General features: G+C 68.4%; 14 protein-coding genes, 1 tRNA gene and 5 pseudogenes. 9 read left to right on the forward strand and 11 right to left on the reverse strand.

The window, feature by feature from the left end:
- The first annotated feature begins 23 nt into the window (after positions 1 to 23).
- Positions 24 to 768, forward strand: a pseudogene (locus H305_RS47830) (SDR family oxidoreductase).
- Between the two features lie 448 nt (positions 769 to 1,216).
- On the opposite strand, the gene H305_RS0134340 reads toward H305_RS47830, so the two are convergent.
- The gene (locus H305_RS0134340) at positions 1,217 to 2,419 is read right to left on the reverse strand and encodes an RNA-guided endonuclease InsQ/TnpB family protein (RefSeq protein ID WP_037766228.1); all 1,203 of its coding nucleotides are present in this window, start codon (positions 2,417 to 2,419) and stop codon (positions 1,217 to 1,219) included.
- A gap of 25 nt (positions 2,420 to 2,444) precedes the next feature.
- Here H305_RS0134340 and tnpA point away from each other — a divergent pair.
- Positions 2,445 to 2,895: pseudogene (tnpA, locus tag H305_RS0134345) on the forward strand (IS200/IS605 family transposase).
- Between the two features lie 100 nt (positions 2,896 to 2,995).
- Here tnpA and H305_RS47835 read toward each other — a convergent pair.
- A complete protein-coding gene (locus tag H305_RS47835; protein WP_234021355.1) occupies positions 2,996 to 3,457 on the reverse strand; it encodes a hypothetical protein in 462 nt (153 codons plus the stop codon).
- A 291-nt stretch (positions 3,458 to 3,748) separates the two neighbouring features.
- Between H305_RS47835 and H305_RS0134355 the strand changes: the two genes are divergently transcribed.
- A complete protein-coding gene (locus H305_RS0134355) occupies positions 3,749 to 5,299 on the forward strand; it encodes an FG-GAP and VCBS repeat-containing protein (RefSeq protein WP_028804456.1) in 1,551 nt (516 codons plus the stop codon).
- Between the two features lie 876 nt (positions 5,300 to 6,175).
- Here H305_RS0134355 and H305_RS0134360 read toward each other — a convergent pair.
- The 4 genes and pseudogenes from H305_RS0134360 to H305_RS0134375 all read right to left on the reverse strand — a co-directional run bounded on the left by H305_RS0134360 (position 6,176) and on the right by H305_RS0134375 (position 8,385).
- Positions 6,176 to 6,249: transfer RNA gene (locus tag H305_RS0134360), tRNA-Met, on the reverse strand.
- 342 nt (positions 6,250 to 6,591) lie between these two features.
- Entirely contained in the window at positions 6,592 to 7,248 is a 657-nt protein-coding gene (locus H305_RS0134365; RefSeq protein ID WP_028804457.1) for a class I SAM-dependent methyltransferase, read from the reverse strand.
- 54 nt (positions 7,249 to 7,302) lie between these two features.
- Positions 7,303 to 7,784, reverse strand: a pseudogene (locus H305_RS47840) (helix-turn-helix domain-containing protein); the annotation flags it as partial.
- Positions 7,785 to 7,914: 130 nt separating this feature from the next.
- Positions 7,915 to 8,385, reverse strand: coding sequence for a Haze protective factor 1 (locus H305_RS0134375; protein ID WP_158690625.1), 471 nt, complete (start codon positions 8,383 to 8,385; stop codon positions 7,915 to 7,917).
- 163 nt (positions 8,386 to 8,548) lie between these two features.
- Between H305_RS0134375 and H305_RS0134380 the strand changes: the two genes are divergently transcribed.
- Positions 8,549 to 9,754 (forward strand): IS256 family transposase, encoded by a 1,206-nt coding sequence (locus H305_RS0134380; RefSeq protein WP_234021360.1) that lies wholly within the window; start codon positions 8,549 to 8,551, stop codon positions 9,752 to 9,754.
- Between the two features lie 16 nt (positions 9,755 to 9,770).
- On the opposite strand, the gene H305_RS0134385 is transcribed toward H305_RS0134380, so the two are convergent.
- The 4 genes and pseudogenes from H305_RS0134385 to H305_RS49600 form a co-directional block, all read right to left on the reverse strand.
- Positions 9,771 to 10,367: a Uma2 family endonuclease gene (locus tag H305_RS0134385; RefSeq protein WP_028804460.1), complete on the reverse strand. Its 597-nt coding sequence runs from the start codon at positions 10,365 to 10,367 to the stop codon at positions 9,771 to 9,773.
- Positions 10,368 to 10,403: 36 nt separating this feature from the next.
- Positions 10,404 to 11,672 (reverse strand): SWIM zinc finger family protein, encoded by a 1,269-nt coding sequence (locus H305_RS55850; RefSeq protein ID WP_028804461.1) that lies wholly within the window; start codon positions 11,670 to 11,672, stop codon positions 10,404 to 10,406.
- Positions 11,669 to 14,612, reverse strand: a pseudogene (locus H305_RS55855) (DEAD/DEAH box helicase). Before H305_RS55855 ends, H305_RS55850 begins: the two are co-directional and overlap by 4 nt.
- Complete coding sequence (locus tag H305_RS49600) at positions 14,609 to 16,138, reverse strand: plasmid pRiA4b ORF-3 family protein (RefSeq protein ID WP_158690626.1); 1,530 nt, start codon at positions 16,136 to 16,138, stop codon at positions 14,609 to 14,611. Before H305_RS49600 ends, H305_RS55855 begins: the two are co-directional and overlap by 4 nt.
- A gap of 800 nt (positions 16,139 to 16,938) precedes the next feature.
- Here H305_RS49600 and H305_RS55860 point away from each other — a divergent pair.
- The 4 genes and pseudogenes from H305_RS55860 to H305_RS55250 form a co-directional block, all read left to right on the forward strand.
- Complete coding sequence (locus H305_RS55860) at positions 16,939 to 17,067, forward strand: hypothetical protein (protein ID WP_267880810.1); 129 nt, start codon at positions 16,939 to 16,941, stop codon at positions 17,065 to 17,067.
- 46 nt (positions 17,068 to 17,113) lie between these two features.
- Entirely contained in the window at positions 17,114 to 17,299 is a 186-nt protein-coding gene (locus H305_RS55865) for a transposase (protein ID WP_078629390.1), read from the forward strand.
- Between the two features lie 618 nt (positions 17,300 to 17,917).
- Entirely contained in the window at positions 17,918 to 18,478 is a 561-nt protein-coding gene (locus tag H305_RS49605) for a DUF4760 domain-containing protein (protein ID WP_158690628.1), read from the forward strand.
- A gap of 83 nt (positions 18,479 to 18,561) precedes the next feature.
- Positions 18,562 to 18,690: pseudogene (locus H305_RS55250) on the forward strand (IS5/IS1182 family transposase); the annotation flags it as partial.
- A gap of 798 nt (positions 18,691 to 19,488) precedes the next feature.
- On the opposite strand, the gene H305_RS53655 reads toward H305_RS55250, so the two are convergent.
- On the reverse strand, positions 19,489 to 20,100 hold the full coding sequence (locus tag H305_RS53655) for a hypothetical protein (RefSeq protein ID WP_158690629.1): 612 nt from the start codon (positions 20,098 to 20,100) through the stop codon (positions 19,489 to 19,491).
- 308 nt (positions 20,101 to 20,408) lie between these two features.
- On the opposite strand from H305_RS53655, the gene H305_RS47865 reads away from it, so the two are divergent.
- Positions 20,409 to 20,948, forward strand: a complete 540-nt coding sequence (locus H305_RS47865; protein ID WP_158690630.1) for a DDE-type integrase/transposase/recombinase — start codon at positions 20,409 to 20,411, stop codon at positions 20,946 to 20,948.
- Position 20,949: the final 1 nt, after the last annotated feature.

Genomic DNA, 20,949 nt, shown 5'->3' on the forward strand with positions numbered 1-20,949 from the left:
GATGGAACGGAGCAACCTCGGTTATGGGTAGGTACAGCGACAAGAATGCGGTGATCACGGGTGGCAGCAGCGCATGGGGCTCGCGCTGGCGGAGCTGCTGGTGCAAGGCGGAGCCCGCGTGGTGATCACCGGCCGTTCTCAGGCCAAGCTCGACGCGGCACGCGAGCGGCTCGGCAAGGATGCCGTGGCCGTCCGGGCGGATGTGGCCTCACTGTCCGACCTGGATATGCTCGTCGGGCGTGTAAAGAGCGAGTTCGGCTCGATCGAGGCTTTGTTCGTCAATGCCGGCATCTCCCCCCTCACTCCCCCTCGAGTCGACGACCGAGGACGTGTACGACGAGCTGTTCGCGATCAACGTCAAGGGCGCCTTCTTCACTGTCCAGAAGCTCGCCCCGCTGCTGAGCGCGAACGCCGGCATCGCCCTCACCACCTCGATCGAACGTCATCGGCATGGTGGACACCAGCGTCTATGCGGCCGGCAAGGCGGCGCTGCGCTCGATGGCCCGCACCTTCTCCCGCGAACTGCTTCCGCGGGGAATTCGTGTCAATGCGATCAGCCCGGGTCCCATCGACTCGGGGATTCTGGAAGCGATGAACTTGTCCAAAGAGGCCGCCGACCAGTTCAGGGCGGAGCGGACCGCGAGCAACCCCATGAAGCGCTACGGCACGGTCGAAGGGTTCGCCAAGGCGGCCGCATTCCTCGCCTTCGATGCCACGTACACCACCGGCATCGAGCTGGCCGTGGATGGCGGCGAAACCCAGCTCTGAGCTCGTCTGCCGTCCCGTGGCGAGCAGCGCGCCTCGCCGAAGTGCGCACGCCCACAAGTGGGCCGTGGCGCACAAGGAGAGAGACGACGGCCCCCAGCGCCGGGGATGCAAGCACACCGGGCGGGTGCCGGGTGACGACGGTCAACGCGACAGAGGCTGTTCGATCACGCCGCCCCGATGAGGTTCAGGGACGTAGCCCTTCGCCCCAAGTGGCAGAACCTCCAGGCAGGCCTGGGAGCAGGCGTTGACCAGCATCGGCAGAACATCCGTCGCCACCGCCCGGGAGAGCCACGCCTGGTGCGGGCCGCAGTGGTGCCCCAGCGGACGGGATCCAGACCCTCGAGGTCCAGGACCGTATCGCCGGGCAGGAAAAGCCGCGGGAAAGGCGGCCGGTACTTGTAGTTGCCTTGACATCCTCGCCCACCTAAAGGAGGGCGATTCCCGCCTGCTACACCGTTGTCGGGTGCAGCTTCGGGTGGGTTCCTGTTTCTTCACGCTGTGCCGGGACGGGTCCCGGTCTTACCCGCGCTCGGCAGGCTGACACCGCCAGTCCGGCGGCCTTGGCGACGTTGACCGCCGCATTGATGTCCCGGTCGAGGACGGCCCCGCAGGCTGCGCACTCCCAGATGCGGACGTGCAGTGGCTTGGCGCCGTCCTTGACGCCGCACTGCGAGCACGTCTGAGACGTCGGCTCGAACCGGCCGATGCGCACGAACGTCCGGCCGTACCTCGCGGCCTTGTATTCGAGCATCCCGACGAACGCCGACCAGCCGGCGTCGTGCACGGACTTGGCCAGGCGCGTGCGGGCGAGTCCTTTGACCGCCAGGTCCTCAACGGCAACCGCTTGGTTATCACGAATGATCTTCGTTGAGAGCTGGTGGTGGAACTCGCGCCGTGCGTCGGCCACCCTCGCGTGAGCGCGGGCGACCTTGAGCCGGGCCTTTCCCCGGTTGTTGCAGCCCTTCGCCTTCCGACTCAGGGCCTGCTGTGCCTTCTTGAGTTTCTTCTCGGCCCGGCGCAGGAAGCGGGGGCTGTCGATCTTCGTGCCGTCGGAGAGGATCGCGAAGTGCGACAGGCCCAGGTCGATGCCGACCTCGGGCACGGTCTCGGGGAGGACTTCGGAGGGTTCGGTCTCGACCACGAAGGATGCGAAGTACCGTCCGGCGGCGTCCTTGATGACGGTCACCGTGGACGGGACGGACGGCAGGGGTCGGGACCACTTGACCGCGATGTCGCCGATCTTCGGAAGGCGGAGCTTTCTGCCGGGCGTGATCTTCCATCCGGCGTTCGCGGTGAAGCGGATCGACTGCCGGTTGTCCTTGCGGGACTTGAACCGGGGCGCCCCCATCGTGGGCCGCTTGCCCCCCAGGCCGTCGAAGAAGTTCCGGTACGCGGTGTCCAGGTCGCGAAGGGACTGCTGGAGGATCACGGACGACACCTCGCCGAGCCACGCCCGCTGCGGCGTCTTCTTCGACGCGGTGAGCCGCTTGGACAGCTCGCCGGAGGTGACGAACGCCAGCCCGGCGGCGCGGGCGTCCTCCCGCACGCGCAACGCGTCGTTGAAGACCACCCGAGCGCACCCGAACGCCCTGGCCAGCGCCGAGCGTTGCGGATTGTTCGGGTACAGGCGGAACCCGTACCTGAGCTGCATAGCGATCACCATACAAAGGTGGTTCATGTCACCATGCTGGAACCCAAATCCCGATGTGCGTACCGGCCGCCACGTCGTCCACAACGTTCACGTCCACTTGCTTCACGTCCACTTGGTTTTCGTCACGAAGTTCCGGCGCACCGGTGCGGAGCCATGACCGACCAGATCTGACGCGCTGCGAAGAGATCATGCGGGAGGTCTGCTCCGACTTCGAGGCCGAGCTGAAGCAGTTCAACGGCGACGCCGATCACGTCCATCTGCTCGTGCACTACCCGCCGAAGGTCCAGCTCTCCAAGCTGGTCAACTCCCTCAAGGGCGTCTCCGCCCGGCTGATCCGCAAGGAGTACGACAGCCACATCCGCCGGTATGTGTGGCCCGGACACTTCTGGTCCGGCTCGTACTTCGCCGCAAGCTGCGCCGGGGCACCCCTGACCGTCATGAAGCAGTACATCGAGAACCACAGACGCCCCACGTAGCGGGCTGAGGTGAACACTGTGGACCCGTGCTCACGTGCGGGTCAGCGCAGTTCTGAGATGGCCCTCACCCCCGGCGTAAACGCCGGAGCACTGGCCAAGATCAAAGGTAGATCGAGCGCGTGTTCACCGTGCTGTTCATCAGCCGAGCGCACCGCCTGATTTCGTACGGGAACCAGTGCAGCCGTCGTGACGTGTAGGGGCTGAACTCCTCCAGGCTTGTCATGTCGCCGATCTCCGGAGGTATGCGGACCAGGTTGCTTCCGTACAGCACAAGGGTCCGCACTGCTGTCAGCCGCCCGATCGACGCCGGCAGCGTTACGATCTGCCGCCGCTCCTCAGGTCTCAGATCCGGCAGCGGGCGGAACTCCTCCCGCCTGTCGGCCGCCGCCTCTTCGATCAGCTCCAGCAGCGGAGCCAGCCCGGAGCACTGGTGTCCTGGATCTCGGCGTGGAAAGCCGTCGCCGCGCCGGGCGGGCTCACCCGGGCCTAGCTGAAGAGTGGCAGCGGTCCTGCGGCACCCCGAGCCGGGGGTCGACCGCTTCGGGAACAGCAGAGAACTCATGGGACCCGCGTCGTAGCAGTTCCCCTCGGCTGATCAGACGTCGAAGGCTGGAGTCACCTCGTATGGCTGCGGCCTTTCGCGTGTGCGCGGCTGTTTTCGCCCGGGTGCCCGACTCGAAGCGGTCCTCTTCGGCGAAGAGGTGATCTTTTTCAGCAGAACAGACATGCTCCCCCGTACAACCCTTCCTCCCTATGCGGCGTCAAACACGGCGCCGGACATAGGAACGGGACCTATCCGGACACCCCCCGCGCCCCCGAGCCAGCCGGTCGTATCTGAGCCAAGGAGCCGCTCATGCGCAAGCACCGCTCGGCCGCCGTCGCGGCGGCATCGTTTCTCCTCGTGACGGGCGCGGTCATCGCGACCGCTCCGAGCGTCTACGCCGGAACACCCGGCGGAACACACGCCAACGACCGCAACACCGACTTCAACGGCGACGGATACGACGACGTGCTCGTCGGCGGCCCCGGGGCGGCGGTCGGCGGGTACAAGGGCGCCGGCATGGTCACCGTGCAGTACGGCGGCCCCAGGGGCATCGGCACGACCAGGGTCAAGGCCTTCAGCCAGAACTCCACGGGCGTCCCCGGCGCCGCCGAGAGCGGTGACGGCTTCGGCAAGTCGCTGGCCACCGGCGACCTCGACGGCGACGGCTACGACGACGCGATCATCGGCATTCCCGGCGAGGACCTCGGCGCCGTCGCCAACGCGGGCGGCGCGGTCGTCCTGTGGGGCACGCCGAACGGCCTCACCGGATCGGCCAGCGACTGGCTGCAGTCCGACGACCTCACCACGGGCGGCCGGTTCGGCGCCTCGCTCGCCGCGGCCCGCTTCGGCGACACCACTCCGGGCGACTTCCTCGCCGTCATGGACTCGGTCGGGCTGACGATCTACACCTTCGAGCCCGCCCCCCAGCCCACCGCCAAGAGCACGGACGTGCAGGCGCGGCGGCCGGTGCAGAAGTCGCGCACCACGCTCACCTCGCCTTCGCGGAAGACGCTCAGCCAGGCCTCCGCCGACGACGCGCCGGGCATCCAGCCCAAGTCGATGACCACGGGCGACTACGACAACAACGGCTTCGCCGACCTGGTCGTCTCCGGCACCAGCGTGGGCGACGAGCCGGGCTACGGCTGGTCGTACATCCTGCCCGGCACCGCGTCGAACGAAGAGCCGCTGCCGATCACCGCGGTGCGCGGCGGCCCGGTCGTCGCGTCCGGCGACATCAACCGCGACGGCTACGACGACCTGGTCACCGGCGAGCCGCACAGCCCGGACGACGGCGGCGAGAGCATGAGCGGCGGCATGGTCGGCGTCTACTACGGCAGTGTGGACGGGCCCGCCGGCCAGGAGGGGCCGGGCACTCCGCCCCTGTGGTGGACCCAGAACTCGGCGGGCGTGCCGGGCGCGAGCGAGCAGGGTGACGGCTTCGGCACCGACCTCTCCGTCGGCGACAGCAACGGCGACGGATACGCGGACGTGGCGATCGGTGTCGCGGGCGAGGACATCGGCAGCGTCGCGGACGCCGGCGCTGTCACGGTCCTGCGTGGCTCGGTCAAGGGCATGACGTCGACCGGCGCATGGTCCGTGAACCAGGGCACCGCGAACGTCCCGGGCACCGTCGAGAAGGGTGACAAGTTCGGCGGCCAGGTCGCCTTCACCGACCCGAACGACGACGGCCGCTTCGGCCTGCTCGCGTCGGCACCCGGTGAGAACACGAACGACGGCTACGTCTGGGTGCTCTCCGCGGGCAGCTCGGGCCTGACCACCTCCGGCTCCTGGAGCTACGGCCCGAGCGCGTTCGGCGGCCTGCCGACGGACGCGCTGTACGGGGCGGCGATCGACGACTAGGCGGTACATGGCGAGCGGCCCGTACGCGGCCTTCGTACGCGTACGGGCCGACGACGGGCCGCGACGCGTCCGGCGGCGAACCCGTAATGAAGAACCGCCTGCTCTGGCCTCGCGGCCGGGGCATGCGGTGTCGTCGCTCCATGAGAACCAGGAGAGCGGTGCAAGGCGCGGTCGTGTCGGCGTGCGCCCTGCTGTCTTCCGGATCCACGAGTGCTTTGGGCACGAGCTGCCTGTGGCCAAGCGTCTCGCCGGACCGGACGACAAGTACGACATCCTCGAATACGGCCGCGCTCACCGACGTCGTCCTGGGCCACGCATTCCCGCAGGAGCACGTGCACGACCTCCTGGAGGCTCTCAAGCCCTGCCCAGACGTCACCATGGAGTCCCTGCAGTTCCTCAACCGCAGGCTGTACTGCCATCCCTTCGAGGGCTTCGTCCGACAGCCTGGGCCGCTGTCCACCGAGTCCTGGCCTGCTCCGCGAGGAGGAGGCTCCCTGACCGAGGGACTGCTGGCGATGCGCAGCTCCGAAACCGAGGCCGAGGCACGCCGCCAGGCCGCAGCTCTGCTCATCCAGGAGTCTCTGGCACAGCTCGAGGAGGGCGCCACAAGGCTTGTTTCGCAGCTGAGCCTGTGGCCCGGGACCGAGGCGGAAAGCCACTCCCGGACCACGGCCGTCGTCGCCAACGGGTTCGCCGGCGGAGGCCGTGTCCGTGGCGGCGGCGTCCAGCTTCGTGCGGGCGCCCTCGAGGAAGTGCGCGTACTTCTCCCGTACGTCGCCGCTCGGTTCCCGCCCCGACTCCCAGCCACCGACCATGGACGCACTGACACCCACACGAAAGGGCCCGGATCGTGTGGATCCGGGCCCTCTTCGACAGTAGCGGGGACAGGATTTGAACCTGCGACCTCTGGGTTATGAGCCCAGCGAGCTACCGAGCTGCTCCACCCCGCGTCAGTGTCCCCCACCGTACGCCATCACAGCAGGCACCGAAGACCACCATCCGACGCAAGGCTTCTGCGCGGCGAAGCCGACGGTGGTGACGTACTCGGAGCGCAGCCGCAAGGGTCACCTCGTGTTGTCTGTCAGCACAAGCACGATTGAGCGCAGGACCTCGGCCTGTCAGGACTTTGGATCTGTTGGGTGATAAGCCGTGCGCGGTCTGGATCATCCACGGCCACCGACCTGGCGACAGCGGCCCGTACTCTCACCCCGGCATACCTGTCGGTAAGCGTGTTCGCGATGCGTTCCGCTCGGTCGGGGTCAGCGGCGGCCACCGCCTCCCAAGGCAACTGGCTAGTGCCGGTGCCAGACCAGCGTGTAGCGCCAAAACAGTCGTCGGTGCAGGGGTGCACCGGGTAGCGCCAGGTGGGCGTCACGAACGATGTCTGCAAAGGTCATAGTCGCCGGTCGGGTCGGGGCGGTCATTGAGGCTGGTCGCGGCGCCTTGCGGCCCTTGTTCTTGATCCAGGCCATGGCGACGTTCGCTGGAATGGCCACAGCGTCGATCAGGTAATCGCTCCGAGACTGCGGGCGATAGACGCCGACGACGACCAGGGTTCCGCCGGGCGCCAGGTGCTGACGGAAGCAGGTGAGGGCGTCGATGAACGGCATGTGGTGGATGGTGGCGACACATGTGATGACGTCGTAGGGGCCAGGCTCCACCTCCTTCAGTGCGTCTCCGACAGTGAAGGTCACCGGGGCGGCGGGGTCTGTGAGCTCCCACGCGCGATCGATGATCGTGGGATCGACGTCGATACCGTGCACTGCTCCGGCCCGTGAGGCCAGGAGTCTGGCGAGGTCACCGCTGCCTGATCCGACGTCCAGAGCCCTGTTGAAACGTCTGGGGAGCCGGCGCAGGATCCACCGGTGGTAATGGGCGTTGTGGTCCCAGGGGTGGGTGGCATGGAACTGCTCAAGTGCTCGCAGGACGCGGGGCAGCAATGTCGTCATGGCGTGAGTCGATCACCTCTCGGTCGCCTGCCGAAACCACAACCGAGACAAAGGTGAGCTGGCCGGGGCGCCAGGCCTGGAACGACCGACAGCCGCTCGGCCGGGTATCCCGGCGCGCCGTGCGGGGACCTGCGGGCTGAAGCCGAGCCGGTGCATCAGCCTCGTGGTCCCGGAGACGCTGTAGGAAACGTGGAACTTTCTGCCGATCAGCGTGGCCACCCTCGCGGCGGTCCACACCTGGTCCTCCACCCAGCCGTGCGCGGCGGGACCCTGCTCCAGATACACGGCCAGTTTCTCCAGACAGCGCGAGGACAGACGGCACCGCGACCGCTCGGGCCGCGGGAGGCCAGAGCCTGCACACCGCCGTCCCGCCACAGCTGATGCCACTGGTAGGCCGACTTCGGACTCACCCGCAGTTGCCGCGCGACCTCTGATGGCTTGACCTTCTGCTCGAACAGCTCGACCGCCTGCATCCGCACAGTCTCCCGACGCTTGCGTCCCGCAGCCGTCAGCCCGCCCCCATCCGCGTATCTCACACAGCACGTGATACGGCCACCACCCCAGACTCATCAGGGACTTCGCCAAAGTTCACCCTGACGAGCCGAAGTCAGTAACCTGGATGTGGGGCCTCCCGTATGCCGGGAGGCCCGCACGTCAGCCGGCCGCTCAGGCCTGCGGGACGAAGAGGAAGTGATACGCCTCCAGCCCGGTGATCGGATACTGGTGTCCCGTCAGCTCATCGAACCGGGCCGCCACTGTCGCACCCCCCGAACGAAACACCCGCAGCAGGAAACGGCTGTCGGCGGGCACGGCGAACGAGAACTCGGGCCCCTCGATCGTGCAGACCACCAGGTCGCCACTGCCACTGCGATACGGCCACTCCCCCAGCAGCTCGAACTCCGCGCCGAGCGGCTCGGAAAGCTCAGCACCCGTCTCGAGCGTCACTTCCACATCGTGCGCCTGCGCCTCGCTGCGCACTAGGACCGTGCCGTGGCTGACCTGCACGGGGCCGGCATCGACGGGAAGATCAGTCCAGAACGGCCGCTCCGCCTCACCCGGCCGCCGGTTCTCGTCGATACCGCAGATCGACCGGTCAATCTCCACCGTGCCGGACACGCGGTCATTGCTCACACCCATGCAACCGAGCCTATAAGGGGGAGTGTAAATCTAACGGCGGATCCGGCGATCATGGGAGGGACGTCAAGTGACTGATACCGCCGTGGAGTTGGAGACCGTGGAGCCTGTCGAGAGTGCCGTGTCCGGGCAGCCTGTGCCTGTGTCCGACGAGCAGCTGGTCGCGATGCTGGTGGAGCGGGCCCGGTCGGAGGGGCTGCAGCTGACCGGGCAGGGTGGGCTGCTGCAGCAGCTGACCAAGCGGGTTCTGGAGTCTGCTCTGGAAGGTGAGATCACGGATCACCTCGGCTACGAGAAGCACGACGCGGCCGGCCGGGGCAGTGGCAACTCCCGCAACGGGAGCCGGTCCAAGACGGTGCTGACCGACGTCGGGCCGGTCGAGGTGAAGGTCCCGCGTGACACCTCGGGCACGTTCGAGCCAGGGATCGTCAAGAAGCGGCAGCGGAGGCTGACCGGGGTCGATGAGATGGTTCTGTCGTTGTCCGCGAAGGGGCTCACGCACGGCGAGATCGCTGCCCACCTGGCAGAGGTCTACGGGGCCGAAGTGTCCAAGCAGACCATCTCCACCATCACCGACAAGGTGATGGAGGGCATGGCCGAATGGCAGAACCGACCCCTCGACCGTGTTTACCCCGTTTTGTTCGTCGATGCGATCAACGTCAAGATCAGGGACGGGAAGGTCGCGAACCGTCCTGTCTACGTGGTGATGGCGGTGACGGTGGACGGCACCCGCGACATCCTCGGCATCTGGGCCGGCGACGGCGGCGAGGGCACCAAGTACTGGCTGCACGTGTTCACCGAGCTGAAGAACCGCGGCCTGGACGACGTGCTCATGCTGGTCTGCGACGGGCTGAAGGGACTTCCCGAGGCCGTGGAGACCGTCTGGCCTCGCACGATCGTCCAGACGTGCGTGGTGCACCTGCTGCGGAACTCGTTCCGTTACGCCGCCCGCCAGGACTGGGACAAGGTCGCCAAAGCCCTCAAGCCTGTCTACACCGCGCCCAGTGAGGACGCGGCGACGGAGCGGTTCCTGGAGTTCCAGGAGGCGTGGGGAGGCAAGTATCCGGCGATCGTGAAGCTCTGGTCGGACGCCTGGGCCGAGTTCGTGCCCTTCCTCTCCTTCGACGTCGAGATCCGCAAGGTCATCTGCAGCACGAACGCGATCGAGAGCGTCAACGCCCGCATACGCAGGGCCGTTCGTGCCCGCGGGCACTTCCCCAACGAGGCTGCCGCCCTCAAGTGCATCTACATGGCGCTGATGAGCCTGGACCCGACCGGGAAGGGCCGCAAGCGGTGGACCATGCGCTGGAAAGCACCCCTCAACGCGTTCCAGATCACCTTCGAAGGCCGCCTGACCCCGAGCAACAACTAACCATCAACAACCAAGATCAGCCGTTAAATTGACACACCCGACTAGGGGGCAGGTCGATGTCGATGCCGAAAGGGACCGCTGTCTTCATGCGCTCGCGGTTGATTCCGGTGGCGACGTAGGCGCGGGTGATGTCGTCCAGCTCGTACGGGTGGATGACGGGGAGGCCGTTTTCCTCCTCGATACACCAGTAGTGCGGGATACCCGCCTGCGCGTATTTGAACGGCTTCAGCGACCGGTCCCGGTCGGCGGACTCGTCGGAGACGACTTCGACGGCGAGGGCGACTTGGTCGGGGAGGTAGCGCGTACGGTCCGGGCCGTAGGCGACGGTGACAGCAACGATGTCAGGCTCGGGTCGGTTCTTCTCGTTCAGTTTGACCGTCATTTCCCGGTCGATCGCGAATCCCTCGGGGGTCTGGTCGTCCAGTGCGGTCGTAAGTCGGGTGACCACGCGGGCGTGCCAGGACCGCTGCGGGGAGATCATGAAGATCAGCGCTCCGTCGATCAGCTCGGTATGCCGGGGGAGGTCGGGTGCGTTGTCGAGGTCATCGGCCTCCCATCCACTGGGCCGGGGCGGCAGCATCCAGGGCGGGAGCGCGTCCCACGCGGTCGTCATCGTGTCCTCCTTCGGGCGCCCCGGCCAGCTTGTCTGTCAGCTCCGCGTGGCGGTGCGGGCCGCGACGAGAGCGGCGACGGGGTCGGTGGTGGCGGGGGCACAGGGCCACCATGCGGCGGTGGGGCTTTCGCGGGTGTAGGGATGCCATCGGTTGTCGGGGCCGAGGCGGATCTGGACGTCTTCGTCGTCGGCGGTGAGGCGGTTGCGCCAGGTGCGCATCCGTAGGGTGCGGGCGGTGTCATCTGTGCTGTCCGCGTTGTCGGGGTCGGCGAGGGCGGTGCGGGCGGCGGCCATGGCGGCGGGATCGGGGACGAAGGGTGCGCGGGCGACGGCGACGCCGGCGGATCCGCCGTGGCGCAGGGCGCGGACCAGGAGGGCGAAGTCGAGCGGGGGCAGGCCGGCGGCGCGTACGAGCTGGTGGAACCAGTCCTCGCCGATGCCGGTCGCGGCGAGGCGTACGGCGTCCTCGAGCGGGGTGCAGGTGAGGGAGGTGGTGTGCCCGGCGGCGAGGTTGCGGGCGCGCTGAGCGGTGTCGCGGGTGAGTGCTTCGAGGTCGTCGAGGGTGAAGGGGGCGCCGGGTGGGGGTGCGGTGGTGACGGGAGAGGGGGCTGTGTCGGGTTCGCCTGGTGCGCTCTTGGCCGGCTCGAGGGCAGGCAGGGTGAAGGTGCCGTTCCAGGAGGCGAATGCGTCGCGGGCGGGCATGCCCCGGCCGCGGGGCGTCTCGCCGGTTTCCGGCACAGCGCACGTTGAGGTCTGGCGGCGGGTGCGCAGCGCGGTGAGGACGGCGTCCTTGGTGCGGCCGCGGAGGGCGAGGAGCCGGAAGGGGTCGTCGTCGAGATGGGTGGCGGTGGCGTAGCACAGGGCGGCGGCGTGCTTGCAGGGGTAGCCCCAGTCGGGGCAGGAGCACTCCGGGTCGAGTTCGGCCGGTTCGGGCAGCAGGGGGATGCCGGCGGCGCGGGCGTCGTCGGCGAGGTCGGCGGGCATCTCGCCGTCGAGGAGGGCGGCGGTGCGGCCGGCTTGGGCGGCGATGGCGTCGAGGAGGGCGTCCCACTGGGCGTCGGTGAGGACGCGCAGGCGTACCGCGGCGTCGTACGGCCGGGGGGCGCTGCCCTCGACCTCGGCGCGCAGCATTCCGGGGGTGGCGGTGACCGGGCCGACCATGCCCTTGCGCGCGTAGGTACGGCCGCGGGAGAGGCGGCCGGCGTCGAGGGTGGAGGCCTCCAGGGCGTCCACCCAGGCCCGGCCCCACCAGGTGGCGGCGAAGGCGCGGCTGCCGGTGCGCGGCGCTTTGTGGGAGGGGGTCATGCGTCGGCTCCGTGGGACAGTGCGACGAGTTCGGCGAGGTCGGCGTTGGTCAGTTCGGTCAGGGCGGCCTCGCCGGAGGTGATGATCTGGTCCGCGAGGGCGCGCTTGGCGCCGAGCAGGCGGGCGACTTTGTCCTCCAGGGTGCCCTGCGTGGTGAGCCGGTGGACCTGGACGGGGCGGTCTTGGCCGATGCGGTGGGCGCGGTCGGTGGCCTGGTCCTCGACGGCGGGGTTCCACCACCGGTCGTAGTGGATCACGTGGGTGGCGCGGGTGAGGTTGAGGCCGGTGCCGGCGGCCTTCAGGGAGAGCAGGAAGACGGGGAACTCGCGCTGTTGGAAGGCGGCGACCATCTCCTCGCGCCGGGGGACGGGGGTGGCGCCGTGCAGGTAGCGGGCGCGGATGCCGCGGTCGGCGAAGTGCCGCTCCAGGAGCTTGCCCATCTGCGTGTACTGGGTGAAGACCAGGGCGCCCTCGTCCTCGGCGACCACCGTGTCGAGCAGTTCGTCGAGGAGGTCCAGCTTGCCCGAGCGGGCGGCCAGGGGCCCGGTCTCGCGCAGGTAGTGGGCGGGGTGGTTGCAGATCTGCTTGAGGGCGGTGAGGAGTTTGAGTACCAGGCCGCGGCGGGCGATGCCGTCCGCCTTCTCGATGAGGGTCATGGTCTCGCGGACCTGCGCCTCGTACAGGGCGGCCTGCTCGCGGGTGAGGGTGACGGGGTGGTCGGTCTGCGTCTTGGCCGGGAGTTCGGGGGCCACACCGGGGTCGGACTTGCGGCGGCGCAGCAGGAACGGACGGGTGAGCCGGGTGAGCTGTTCGGCGGCCTGCCGGGCCTGTTCGGCGCTCTCCTCGTCGCCGTCCGCACCCAGCGCGCCGCGCTCGATGGCCTTCGCGAAGCGGTCGCGGAAGGCGGACAGCGGGCCGAGCAGACCGGGGGTGGTCCAGTCGAGCAGGGCCCACAGTTCGGAGAGGTTGTTCTCCACCGGGGTGCCGGTGAGCGCGACGCGGGCGCGGGCGGGCAGGGCGCGCAGTTCGCGGGCGGTGGTGGCGTACGGGTTCTTGACGTGCTGGGCCTCGTCGGCGGCGACCAGCGACCACTTGACGGCGGCCAGCCGCTCCCGGTCCCGGCGCAGCACGCCGTAGGTGACCAGGACGAGTTCGTCCCCGGCGAGGTGGTCCAGGGTGCGCTCGCCGCCGTGGTAGCGGCGCACCGTGAGGGCGGGGGCGAAGCGGGCCGCCTCGCGCTGCCAGTTGCCGAGCAGCGAGGCCGGGCAGGCCACGAGGGCGGGGCCCGCGGTGTCGGGTTGCTCCTGGCGGTGCAGGTGGAGGGCGAGCAGGGTGACGGTCTTGCCGAGGCCCATGTCGTCGGCGAGGATCCCGCCGAGCGTCAGGCGGGTCATGTCCGCCAGCCAGGCCAGTCCGCGCTTTTGGTAGTCACGCAGGGTGGCCGTCAGGCCCTGAGGTACGCGGACGGGAGCGCGGCACTCGCCGGCCCGCAGACGGTCGACCAGCTCGCCGAAGGCGCCGGCCGTTTCCACCGCGACGCGCTCGCCGTCCCATTCCACCTCGCCGCTCAGCGCCGCCTGGAGTGCCTCCAGCGGAGCGAGTTCGCGGCTGCGCTGCCGCTTGAGGCGGGCCACCAGCTTCGGGTCGGCGACCACCCACTGGTCGCGGAGCTTGACCAGCGGGCGGCGGGCCTCGGCCAGCACGTCGAGTTCGTCCTCGGTGAGCTGCTCGCCGCCGAGCGCGACCCGCCAGGAGAAATCGAGGAGGGCATCCCTGCCCAGCAGGGTCTCCACGGTCGCGCCGGGCGCGGTGGCCGCCCCGATCTCCGCTCGCAGGTCGAGGGCCTTGACCAGCTCGCGCGGCCAGTGCACGCGTACGCCCGCCGTGCGCAGCGCGTCGGTGGCGTCCCCCAGCAGCTCCATGGCCTCCTCGTCGTCGAGCCTCAGCGCGCTGGGCGCGGCTTCGGCGAGCAGGCGGGTCAGGGGCTGCCAGGCGCGTGCGGCACGGCGCAGTGCCAGCAGCGCCTCGGCCTCGGCGTGCGGGCCGAGCAGACGCTGCGCGGTGCGGGTCGGCCCACAGCTCGGCGGCGTCCAGGACCAGGGAGGGGTCGGCTGCGGTCCGCAGCTGCAGCACCGCCTGGAAGACGCGGCGCCGCCCGACGGGGGGCTCGACCCGCAGCTCCACACCGACCTGCGCGGCCCGCTCGGCCGCGGCCTCGGCCGCCCACGGGGCCAGGCGCGGGTGCAGGGCGGTCGTGCGGTCGGCGTACGGGTTGCTGGGCGCGGCCCAGCAGGCGGCTGGGGTACGCGGCAGGGCGTCTGCCAGTGCGTCGCAGAACTCCCCTACGAGGGCTGCCGGTTCGGCGATCCGTACGGCCTTGCCGTCTGCCGGTGGCGCGGGGAGATTGTGGGCGTACGGGGGCAGAGCGGCGGCCAGCGCGTCCAGGTCCCGCTTGCCCCGCGCGCCGGGTGGCCCGAAACGCCAGGTGGTGTATGTGTCGGAGGTCAGCGCCGGATACAGCCGCCCCTCGCCCAGCAGCTGAAGGGCGCGGCGGGCGACGGCCGCCCATGCGGCGAGCGATGGATGAACGGGGTCCTTTGGCAGGTCGGGCAGATCGAGCAGGAGGGCGAGCGCGTCTGCGGGGCCGAGCGCCAGCCCCTCGATGTCGCGGGTGCGCACCCCGGCACCGTGCGGCAGGACCAGATCGAGGCGGACCCGCTTTACCGTCTTTGGTACGGCGGTCGAGGCGGGCACGCGGCGGGCGTCGGCGGAGGGCCGGTAGAGCACCAGGCGGCCAAGTCGGGCCGGCCGCCCCGGCTCGGCCGGCACGAACACCGCGGCCCAACTGCCCGCGGCGAGGTGTTCGCGCGCCCAGGCAGTGGCAGCAGGATCCGCGAGCGGCGCGGCCTCGGCGGTAGTCTCCCGCAGAGCTCGGCTCACTTGGCACTCCCCGCCTTGAACGCGGCCTTCCGCAGCCGCTTGGCCACGGCCTTGTCGAGGGGTTCGACGGCGTCGGCAAGCGAGCCGAGCACCTCGCCGGCGTGCGGGTGGCCGGCACGGTACGAGAGGAGCGCGGCCGGCAGTTCGCGGGCGTCCGACCGGGCGAGCGAGCTGGTCACCGGCGCCGGGACGCCTGCCGCCACCAGCAGCGCGCGCAGGTCGAAGCGACCCAGCGCCGTGAGCTGGAAGCGGTCGGCGGGCAGCATGCCCTGCCCGCCGCCGTCGAACAGCAGGGTGAAGACGGCATCGTCCGCAGGAGGCTCATGGCCGTCGCGCTCGGCGGCACCGAACAGCTCCAACGTCCCGGCGGGGTCGTGGTACTGGTCGGCGAGGAGCGCTGACACCAGCTGCCGGGCCGGGCCCTCGGGCAGTCCTGACAGGCCGTCCGTGCCGAAGTCGGCGACATCCAGCCACTCCTCGTCGGGCAGCCCGTACGCCGCGAGCAGCATCAGAAACACCAGCGGCGGAGCCTTTTCGGTCAGCTCCCGCAGCGGCGCCAGCTCACCCAACGGCCCGCCCAACGCGCGGAAACCGAGGGCGGGTTCGGTCGCCGCTGCCGCCACCGCCGACCTCTCCTCCTCGCCCTCCCCCACGCTCGAAATCGCTCGCGCGGCGGAACCCCCATCGTCGCCGTCGGCGAGCAGGCCCGCGTCGCCGAGCAGAGAGTAAAGCTCGCCGCACTCGCGCCAGCACATCCCCGGCGGAGCCTGGCGCTCGCCCCACCTGCCACGCCGTTTGGGTCGCGTGCCCGCCCGCCCCTCTCCCGCCACCACCCTTCTGCAAAAGCCATTCGGGCCCTTCTCTGTCCTCCGCAGCCCCACCTGCGCCAGCCCGCGGGTGAGTTCGGCAGGGTCGAGGTCAGCCTGGTCGAGGCCCTCCTCGTACAGGCCCGCCAACACCTCGTCGTGCGGGCTCTGGTACTCCACCCGCTTCTCACCGCCGTGCCGGACGACAGCGGGGCTCGGGCGCTGCCCGTCCCCGTACCGCTCCAGCCGCTCGGTCAGCTCGCGCACGCCACCGAGGTCCTCGGCGGGCGGCATGGCACGCCGCCCGCCCATGCACAACGGGACTTCCCCCTCGCCCTCTTCGGCGGGGCGTGCTCCCTCCACAGTGATCCGGTGCAGCCAGTCGTCGCCGAAGTCGTAGGTGTAGTCCATTCGGTCGCCGGTGCGCGGCGGGACGTCCGCGAGGACGGCCTCCTCCTCGTCGAACACCGGGACATCGAGATCCTCCGGCGGGGCGTACCGCCCGCCCAGGCGGTCTTCGAAGGCGTGCAGGTGCATGTCCTGCCAGCCGAACGCCTCCTGGATCACGACGTGCAGCGATCCCAGCGTGATGTCCGAGGGCACCACCAGCCGCCGCCACACCGGCAGTTTCATCCCCTCCAGACCAACCTTCAGCTGGTGGACGGAAAGCTGGCGATCGAGGGAGCTGCGCTGGGCGGCCATGGCTTGAGGACTTCCCACTGTTGGAGGCATACGCACCGGACCACACCGCGCATCCGCCGCTGTACGCCGAACCGCTGACCGGCCATTCTTGCAGTCCGAAGACACCAGCCCAGCCGCTCAGTCCCTTCAGTTGGAGATCAGTGGCTTCGCTGTAGTTCCTCGATCACTGCGTGCGGGTAGCTTCAGCGGAGTTACTGGACATTTTGTCGGAGGTCACGGACCGGGAGCGGGCCGAGGAGTTCTCTGATCGGTAGCCGAACAGCTCCCGGATGCTCCCAGGTGTGGCAGCCTTCGGTGCCTCTGCTGCCTGCACGGCGGCGCTACGCGCTGCCCGGGGTAGCGGCCATCGACAACCACCGTGGTGTCCTTGCAGCGGCCGACGCTGGAAGGCAGGCGGGGGGTGGGTTACGAGCCTGGGATCGACGAGCTCACGCAGCCGCACGACAAATGCCGCCGCCGCGGGCTTGTAGGGCTGTGGCGCACAGGCGGCCGAGCCGCCGTTGCTGAACGAAGCGGCGGACAGCCTGGACGTGGATGGCTGGGAACCCGTCGAAACATATTGATCGCCACGTGCCCCCATTCCCGGCGGCCGCGAGCTATCCGTCTTGCATCGTTGGACATAGATTGTGTGGCTTCAGTACTAAATATCCCCCTCTCCGGGTCCTGAAGCTGCAGGAACATGATGTCGCCTCGGACTGCCACGCTGCAGCTGCCTACTGCTGAAATAACAGAAGCCCGCCTCCCCAAGTCGGCCTGGACAGCGTGATTTCGGGGCGACGGGCTTCCGATAACACCCCTCGCAGTTGAGGTGATGTCCTGTGCACAAAGACCGTATCGCCCGTGCCGCCGGATCCAAAGAGGAGAAGCCCCGCTGGGCCCTGGCACTTGCTGCCGTGTCGGCCGTGGCAAATGTCGCCCGTTTGATCCGCGAACTCGTCCAGCACTAGCAGTTTCGTTGAGATCATCCGATCGCCGGTCCGGGTGTGCCGTTGACTGACACGCAGTGGGAGCGGATCGAGGCGGTGCTCCCGGACCGCACCGAAGCGGGGTGGCCGCTGGCGGGATCACCGCAGGGTGATCGACGCGATCGCCTTCGAGTCCCAGACCGGCTCGCAGTGGGTCCATCTGCCGGAGAAGTACGGCAACTGGCGAGGGGTCTACAACCGGCTACGGATGTAGACCGTCGACGGCACCCGGAAGTGGGTCTTCACCGCGCTGATGGCTCAGGCCGACGCCGACGAGGACCTGAACTGGGCGGTCACGGGGGGGCCCCGGCCGGCGGGCCGGCCGACCATGCCGTCGGCCGGTCCCACGGCGGGCTGACCACGAAGACCCACCTCGCCGCCGACGGTCGCTGCCGTCCGCCGGTATTTCGTTCTCACCGCCGGACAGGCCTGAGATGTGCCTGCGTTCACAAAGTCATGGCCCGTCTGCGCGTTCCCCGCCGCCGCGACGACCGCGCACCAGGCCGGGCCTGGTCCTGGCCGACACGGCGTATTCACAGTGAGATGACGCAGAACGGGTCCGATGGACCGAAGTTCCTGTGGGCCGAGCATGGGGCTGTCGCTGAGCGGCAGGACGGTGGCGGTGCGCTCGGCGAGCCGGGCGGGGAATTCGCTCCACAGCGCCCAGTCGCGGGCGTAGCCAGTGATGGTCTTGCGCGCCTGGTGCTTCTCGATCTCCTCACGGGCACCGTCCGCGGCGATCCTTCTGCCGTGCGATGCAGGGCCGGCCGAGGTTCTGCCGGCCCGCTCCGCGACACTCGTCAACGGGCGACTGCAGCTTTACGATGCGCTCGTGGACGGGGCCACCCTTTTGAACGTGCTGGCCATAGCGATCTCCGTTTCCGCGGTGCTCGCCTCGATGTGGTTCGGAGCACGGCAGGTGCAGATCGCCCGGCAGGCGAACTACATACCTGCTCTGATGGACCTGCTCGCCGAGTTCCGCTCCGCCGAGCTGCACGAGCAGTACGCCTACGTCTGTCGCGATCTCAACCGTGAGCATGCGCCGGATGGTGGGCTGCGGGGCCTGCCGCCTGACGCCAAAGCGGCCGTGTACAGCGTCGCCTACTTCTTCCAGACACTCGCCGGCTTGTACGCACTGGGTGTCATCGACGAAACCGCCGCCATCGTCATGGCGCGGGGCCGGATCGCGAAGGTATGGGAGGCCATCGAACCGTTCGTGGAACAAGAACGGCGCTTCCCCGACGTCGATCAGCACCTCCTCGCCCTCCTGCAGGCCTACGCGGCCGTCTCCCAGCAGTTCACCGGCCCCTCCAGCGCAGAACTCATCCGGGCGCGCTGGCACAGCAGACACTCCACGTTCTGGCAGCACCTGTTCGGGCGGCGCCGCCGCTGACCCAGCCGCGGCGACGGCCAGCCCCTCCCGTTCGATTACCGGCACATCGCCTACCTGATACCCATTCATAGGTGCAGTGTGCTTGGCCGATTGAGCGGACCTTCGGCTGGCTGATGCACCACCGCCGCGTTGCCCGCGACTTCGAGACCCACTCCCACCGCTCCGAAGCCATAATCCACGTCGCGATGATCGACCTCATAAGCCGACGCCTCGCACTGGCGCGACACTTGAACCTCGAACCAAACACTGCCGCCGGGACAAAACGCTCTTTCAGAGAGAAGAGATATCTCGATGACACTGCAACGAAATGCCATTACCGGCCTTCTAGCGACACTTCAAAAAATTCACTCCGGACGATAAGGGGGTGCGATGGCTTGATACGAGAGCGCCCTTTCTACGATTTCCTCGGGCGTAAGCTCAGGTTCCGAGTGGTAGATCAAGGAGTAGACACCCGGATAAGGAACACTTGACTCGAATAGCACCTCCATGGCGTCCACTTCTTCTTCAGTTCCATCGAACGCAATGATGCGTCGAACCAGACCTACAAGCTGCTCCCACGTAAGATCACCTAGGGCCACTAGATCCCCCTCTCGCATGCAAATCATCCGAAGTGATGACCGCGATCAAGTACCTCTTCCACTGTGGCCTGGACGCCTCTAGCAAGACAGAGCATCCCCTCGATGGTGACCGGCCGTCGCGGCGGTCGTTGAAGGAGGCAACGCGCACAGCTCCCCCGGCAGATGCGCGAATGAGAGCGCGGGCCCGAACCTCGCCCGACTTCGTGCCCGCCCTCGATAGTCGCTGAGATGCCGTTGACGTCCGCTCTCCGGTGAAGAGAGCACTCGTGACGGAACTCACCCGAACAGCAAGGGGCTGCCGGTGGGCGGCACGGCCACAGCGCCGTCACGCTCTGGCAGTGCCGACTGAGCCGGAGGCACGCCGGGCGTGCGCCTACACGGTGGCGCCCGGTCCCGGACGGGCCGCCGCACCGTCCAGCCGTCTGTGCGTGATCAAGTTGGCGGCATCGGCTGATCGAGGGTGACACGCCCGGCATGAATAAATATCCGAAGCTTTTCTTGCATATCGTTGAAGTGGACGTCGATTCGCTCGTTCATCTCCGCCACGACCTCTCGTGTCAGAGTCCCTGAAGAAGATCTCACTTCGTGTTCTTCTGCACAATTCAGCAGATCACGCAGGCTGGAGATACAGTCGTTCGCCCTAGCAGACACCTCGTCAGGCCCTTGCAATCCCACACCGTACGAAGCCACTACAGCATCCCTATGTGCCCTTCTTCCCTCCATTCGAAGGCCAGCGATGTGCTCGGATGCGCGAACTGCATTGAGGCAAGCTCTGTGGTAATCAAGAGCTACACCGCGGGCGATCAGAACTTTTTCGGTGAATCCCTGATAAATCGCCCTTCTGTGATCTCTCCTCCACCGGTGATGTTCCAAACGAAGGTCAAGTTCCTGCAGGCCTGCTTGTCTGTGTGACTGACGTTCTTCATGCCGTTCCAGAGCTTGCTGTTTCGCACGTTCCGAGCGGAGAGCGAGGAACCCAGTGAGACCACTGCCGATCAAGGTTCCGATGATTCCCGCAAGAGAGAGGAGCAGCGAGTCGGCCATGCTTCATCCCTACGTCAGACAGCACACCAATACTCCTGCACTGCTGACCGAGTCCTGAGCCGCGCGCGCCACGGTCGAAGGCAGCACGCGCGACCATGGCCTAGGGAAGCACGCAAGCCAGGGGAACCCAGCGCTCCGCCCAGGCCGCGATCAGGCTCGGTCTGCCCCGTTCAGAGTCCGAAGCACCGAACCGATCCACGGTGTACGCAATGTGTGCACGTGGTGCTTCCCGTTCAGGGCGTCGCCCCGGAGTCAGGCCAGTATGGCGACAGGGTGGGCACCGGGGACAAACCCATGGTGCGCCGGGGATGAAGCTGGTCGGCGACATCACTTACATCCCCACCCATGAGGGCCGGCTGTATCTGGCGACCTGGCTGGACCTCGCGACCCGCGAGATCGTCGGCTACTCGATGGCCGACCATCATCGCGCCGGCCTGGTCGTGGATGCGCTGACGATGGCCGCCGGACGCGGTCAGCTGAAGCCTGGATGCATTGTGCATTCGGACCGCGGCAGTGCATACACCTCGGACGAACTCCGATGTGAGACAGGCCGGTTCGGGCTGCGGCAGCGCATAGGCCACACCGGCTCCTGCTTCGGCAATGCAGCCGCCAAGTCGTTCTTCGCTCTGCTGAAGGAGGAGATCGGAACCCGTCGCCGGCCCGACCGGACCGGCGCCCGCGCGGACATCTTCGCTTTCGTCGAGACCTTCTACAACCGACAGCGCCTGCACCGCCATGCGCTCTGGTGTGTGTCAACTTTGACAGTCCCTTCGCGCCCAGGGACACACAGGCGAAGAGGGACCGTCCCGGGGTCTCATGCGGCGCTTCGAAGACACCGTGCCCGGTGAT

This window comes from Streptomyces sp. 142MFCol3.1 (assembly GCF_000424945.1).
Taxonomy (GTDB): domain Bacteria; phylum Actinomycetota; class Actinomycetes; order Streptomycetales; family Streptomycetaceae; genus Streptomyces; species Streptomyces siamensis.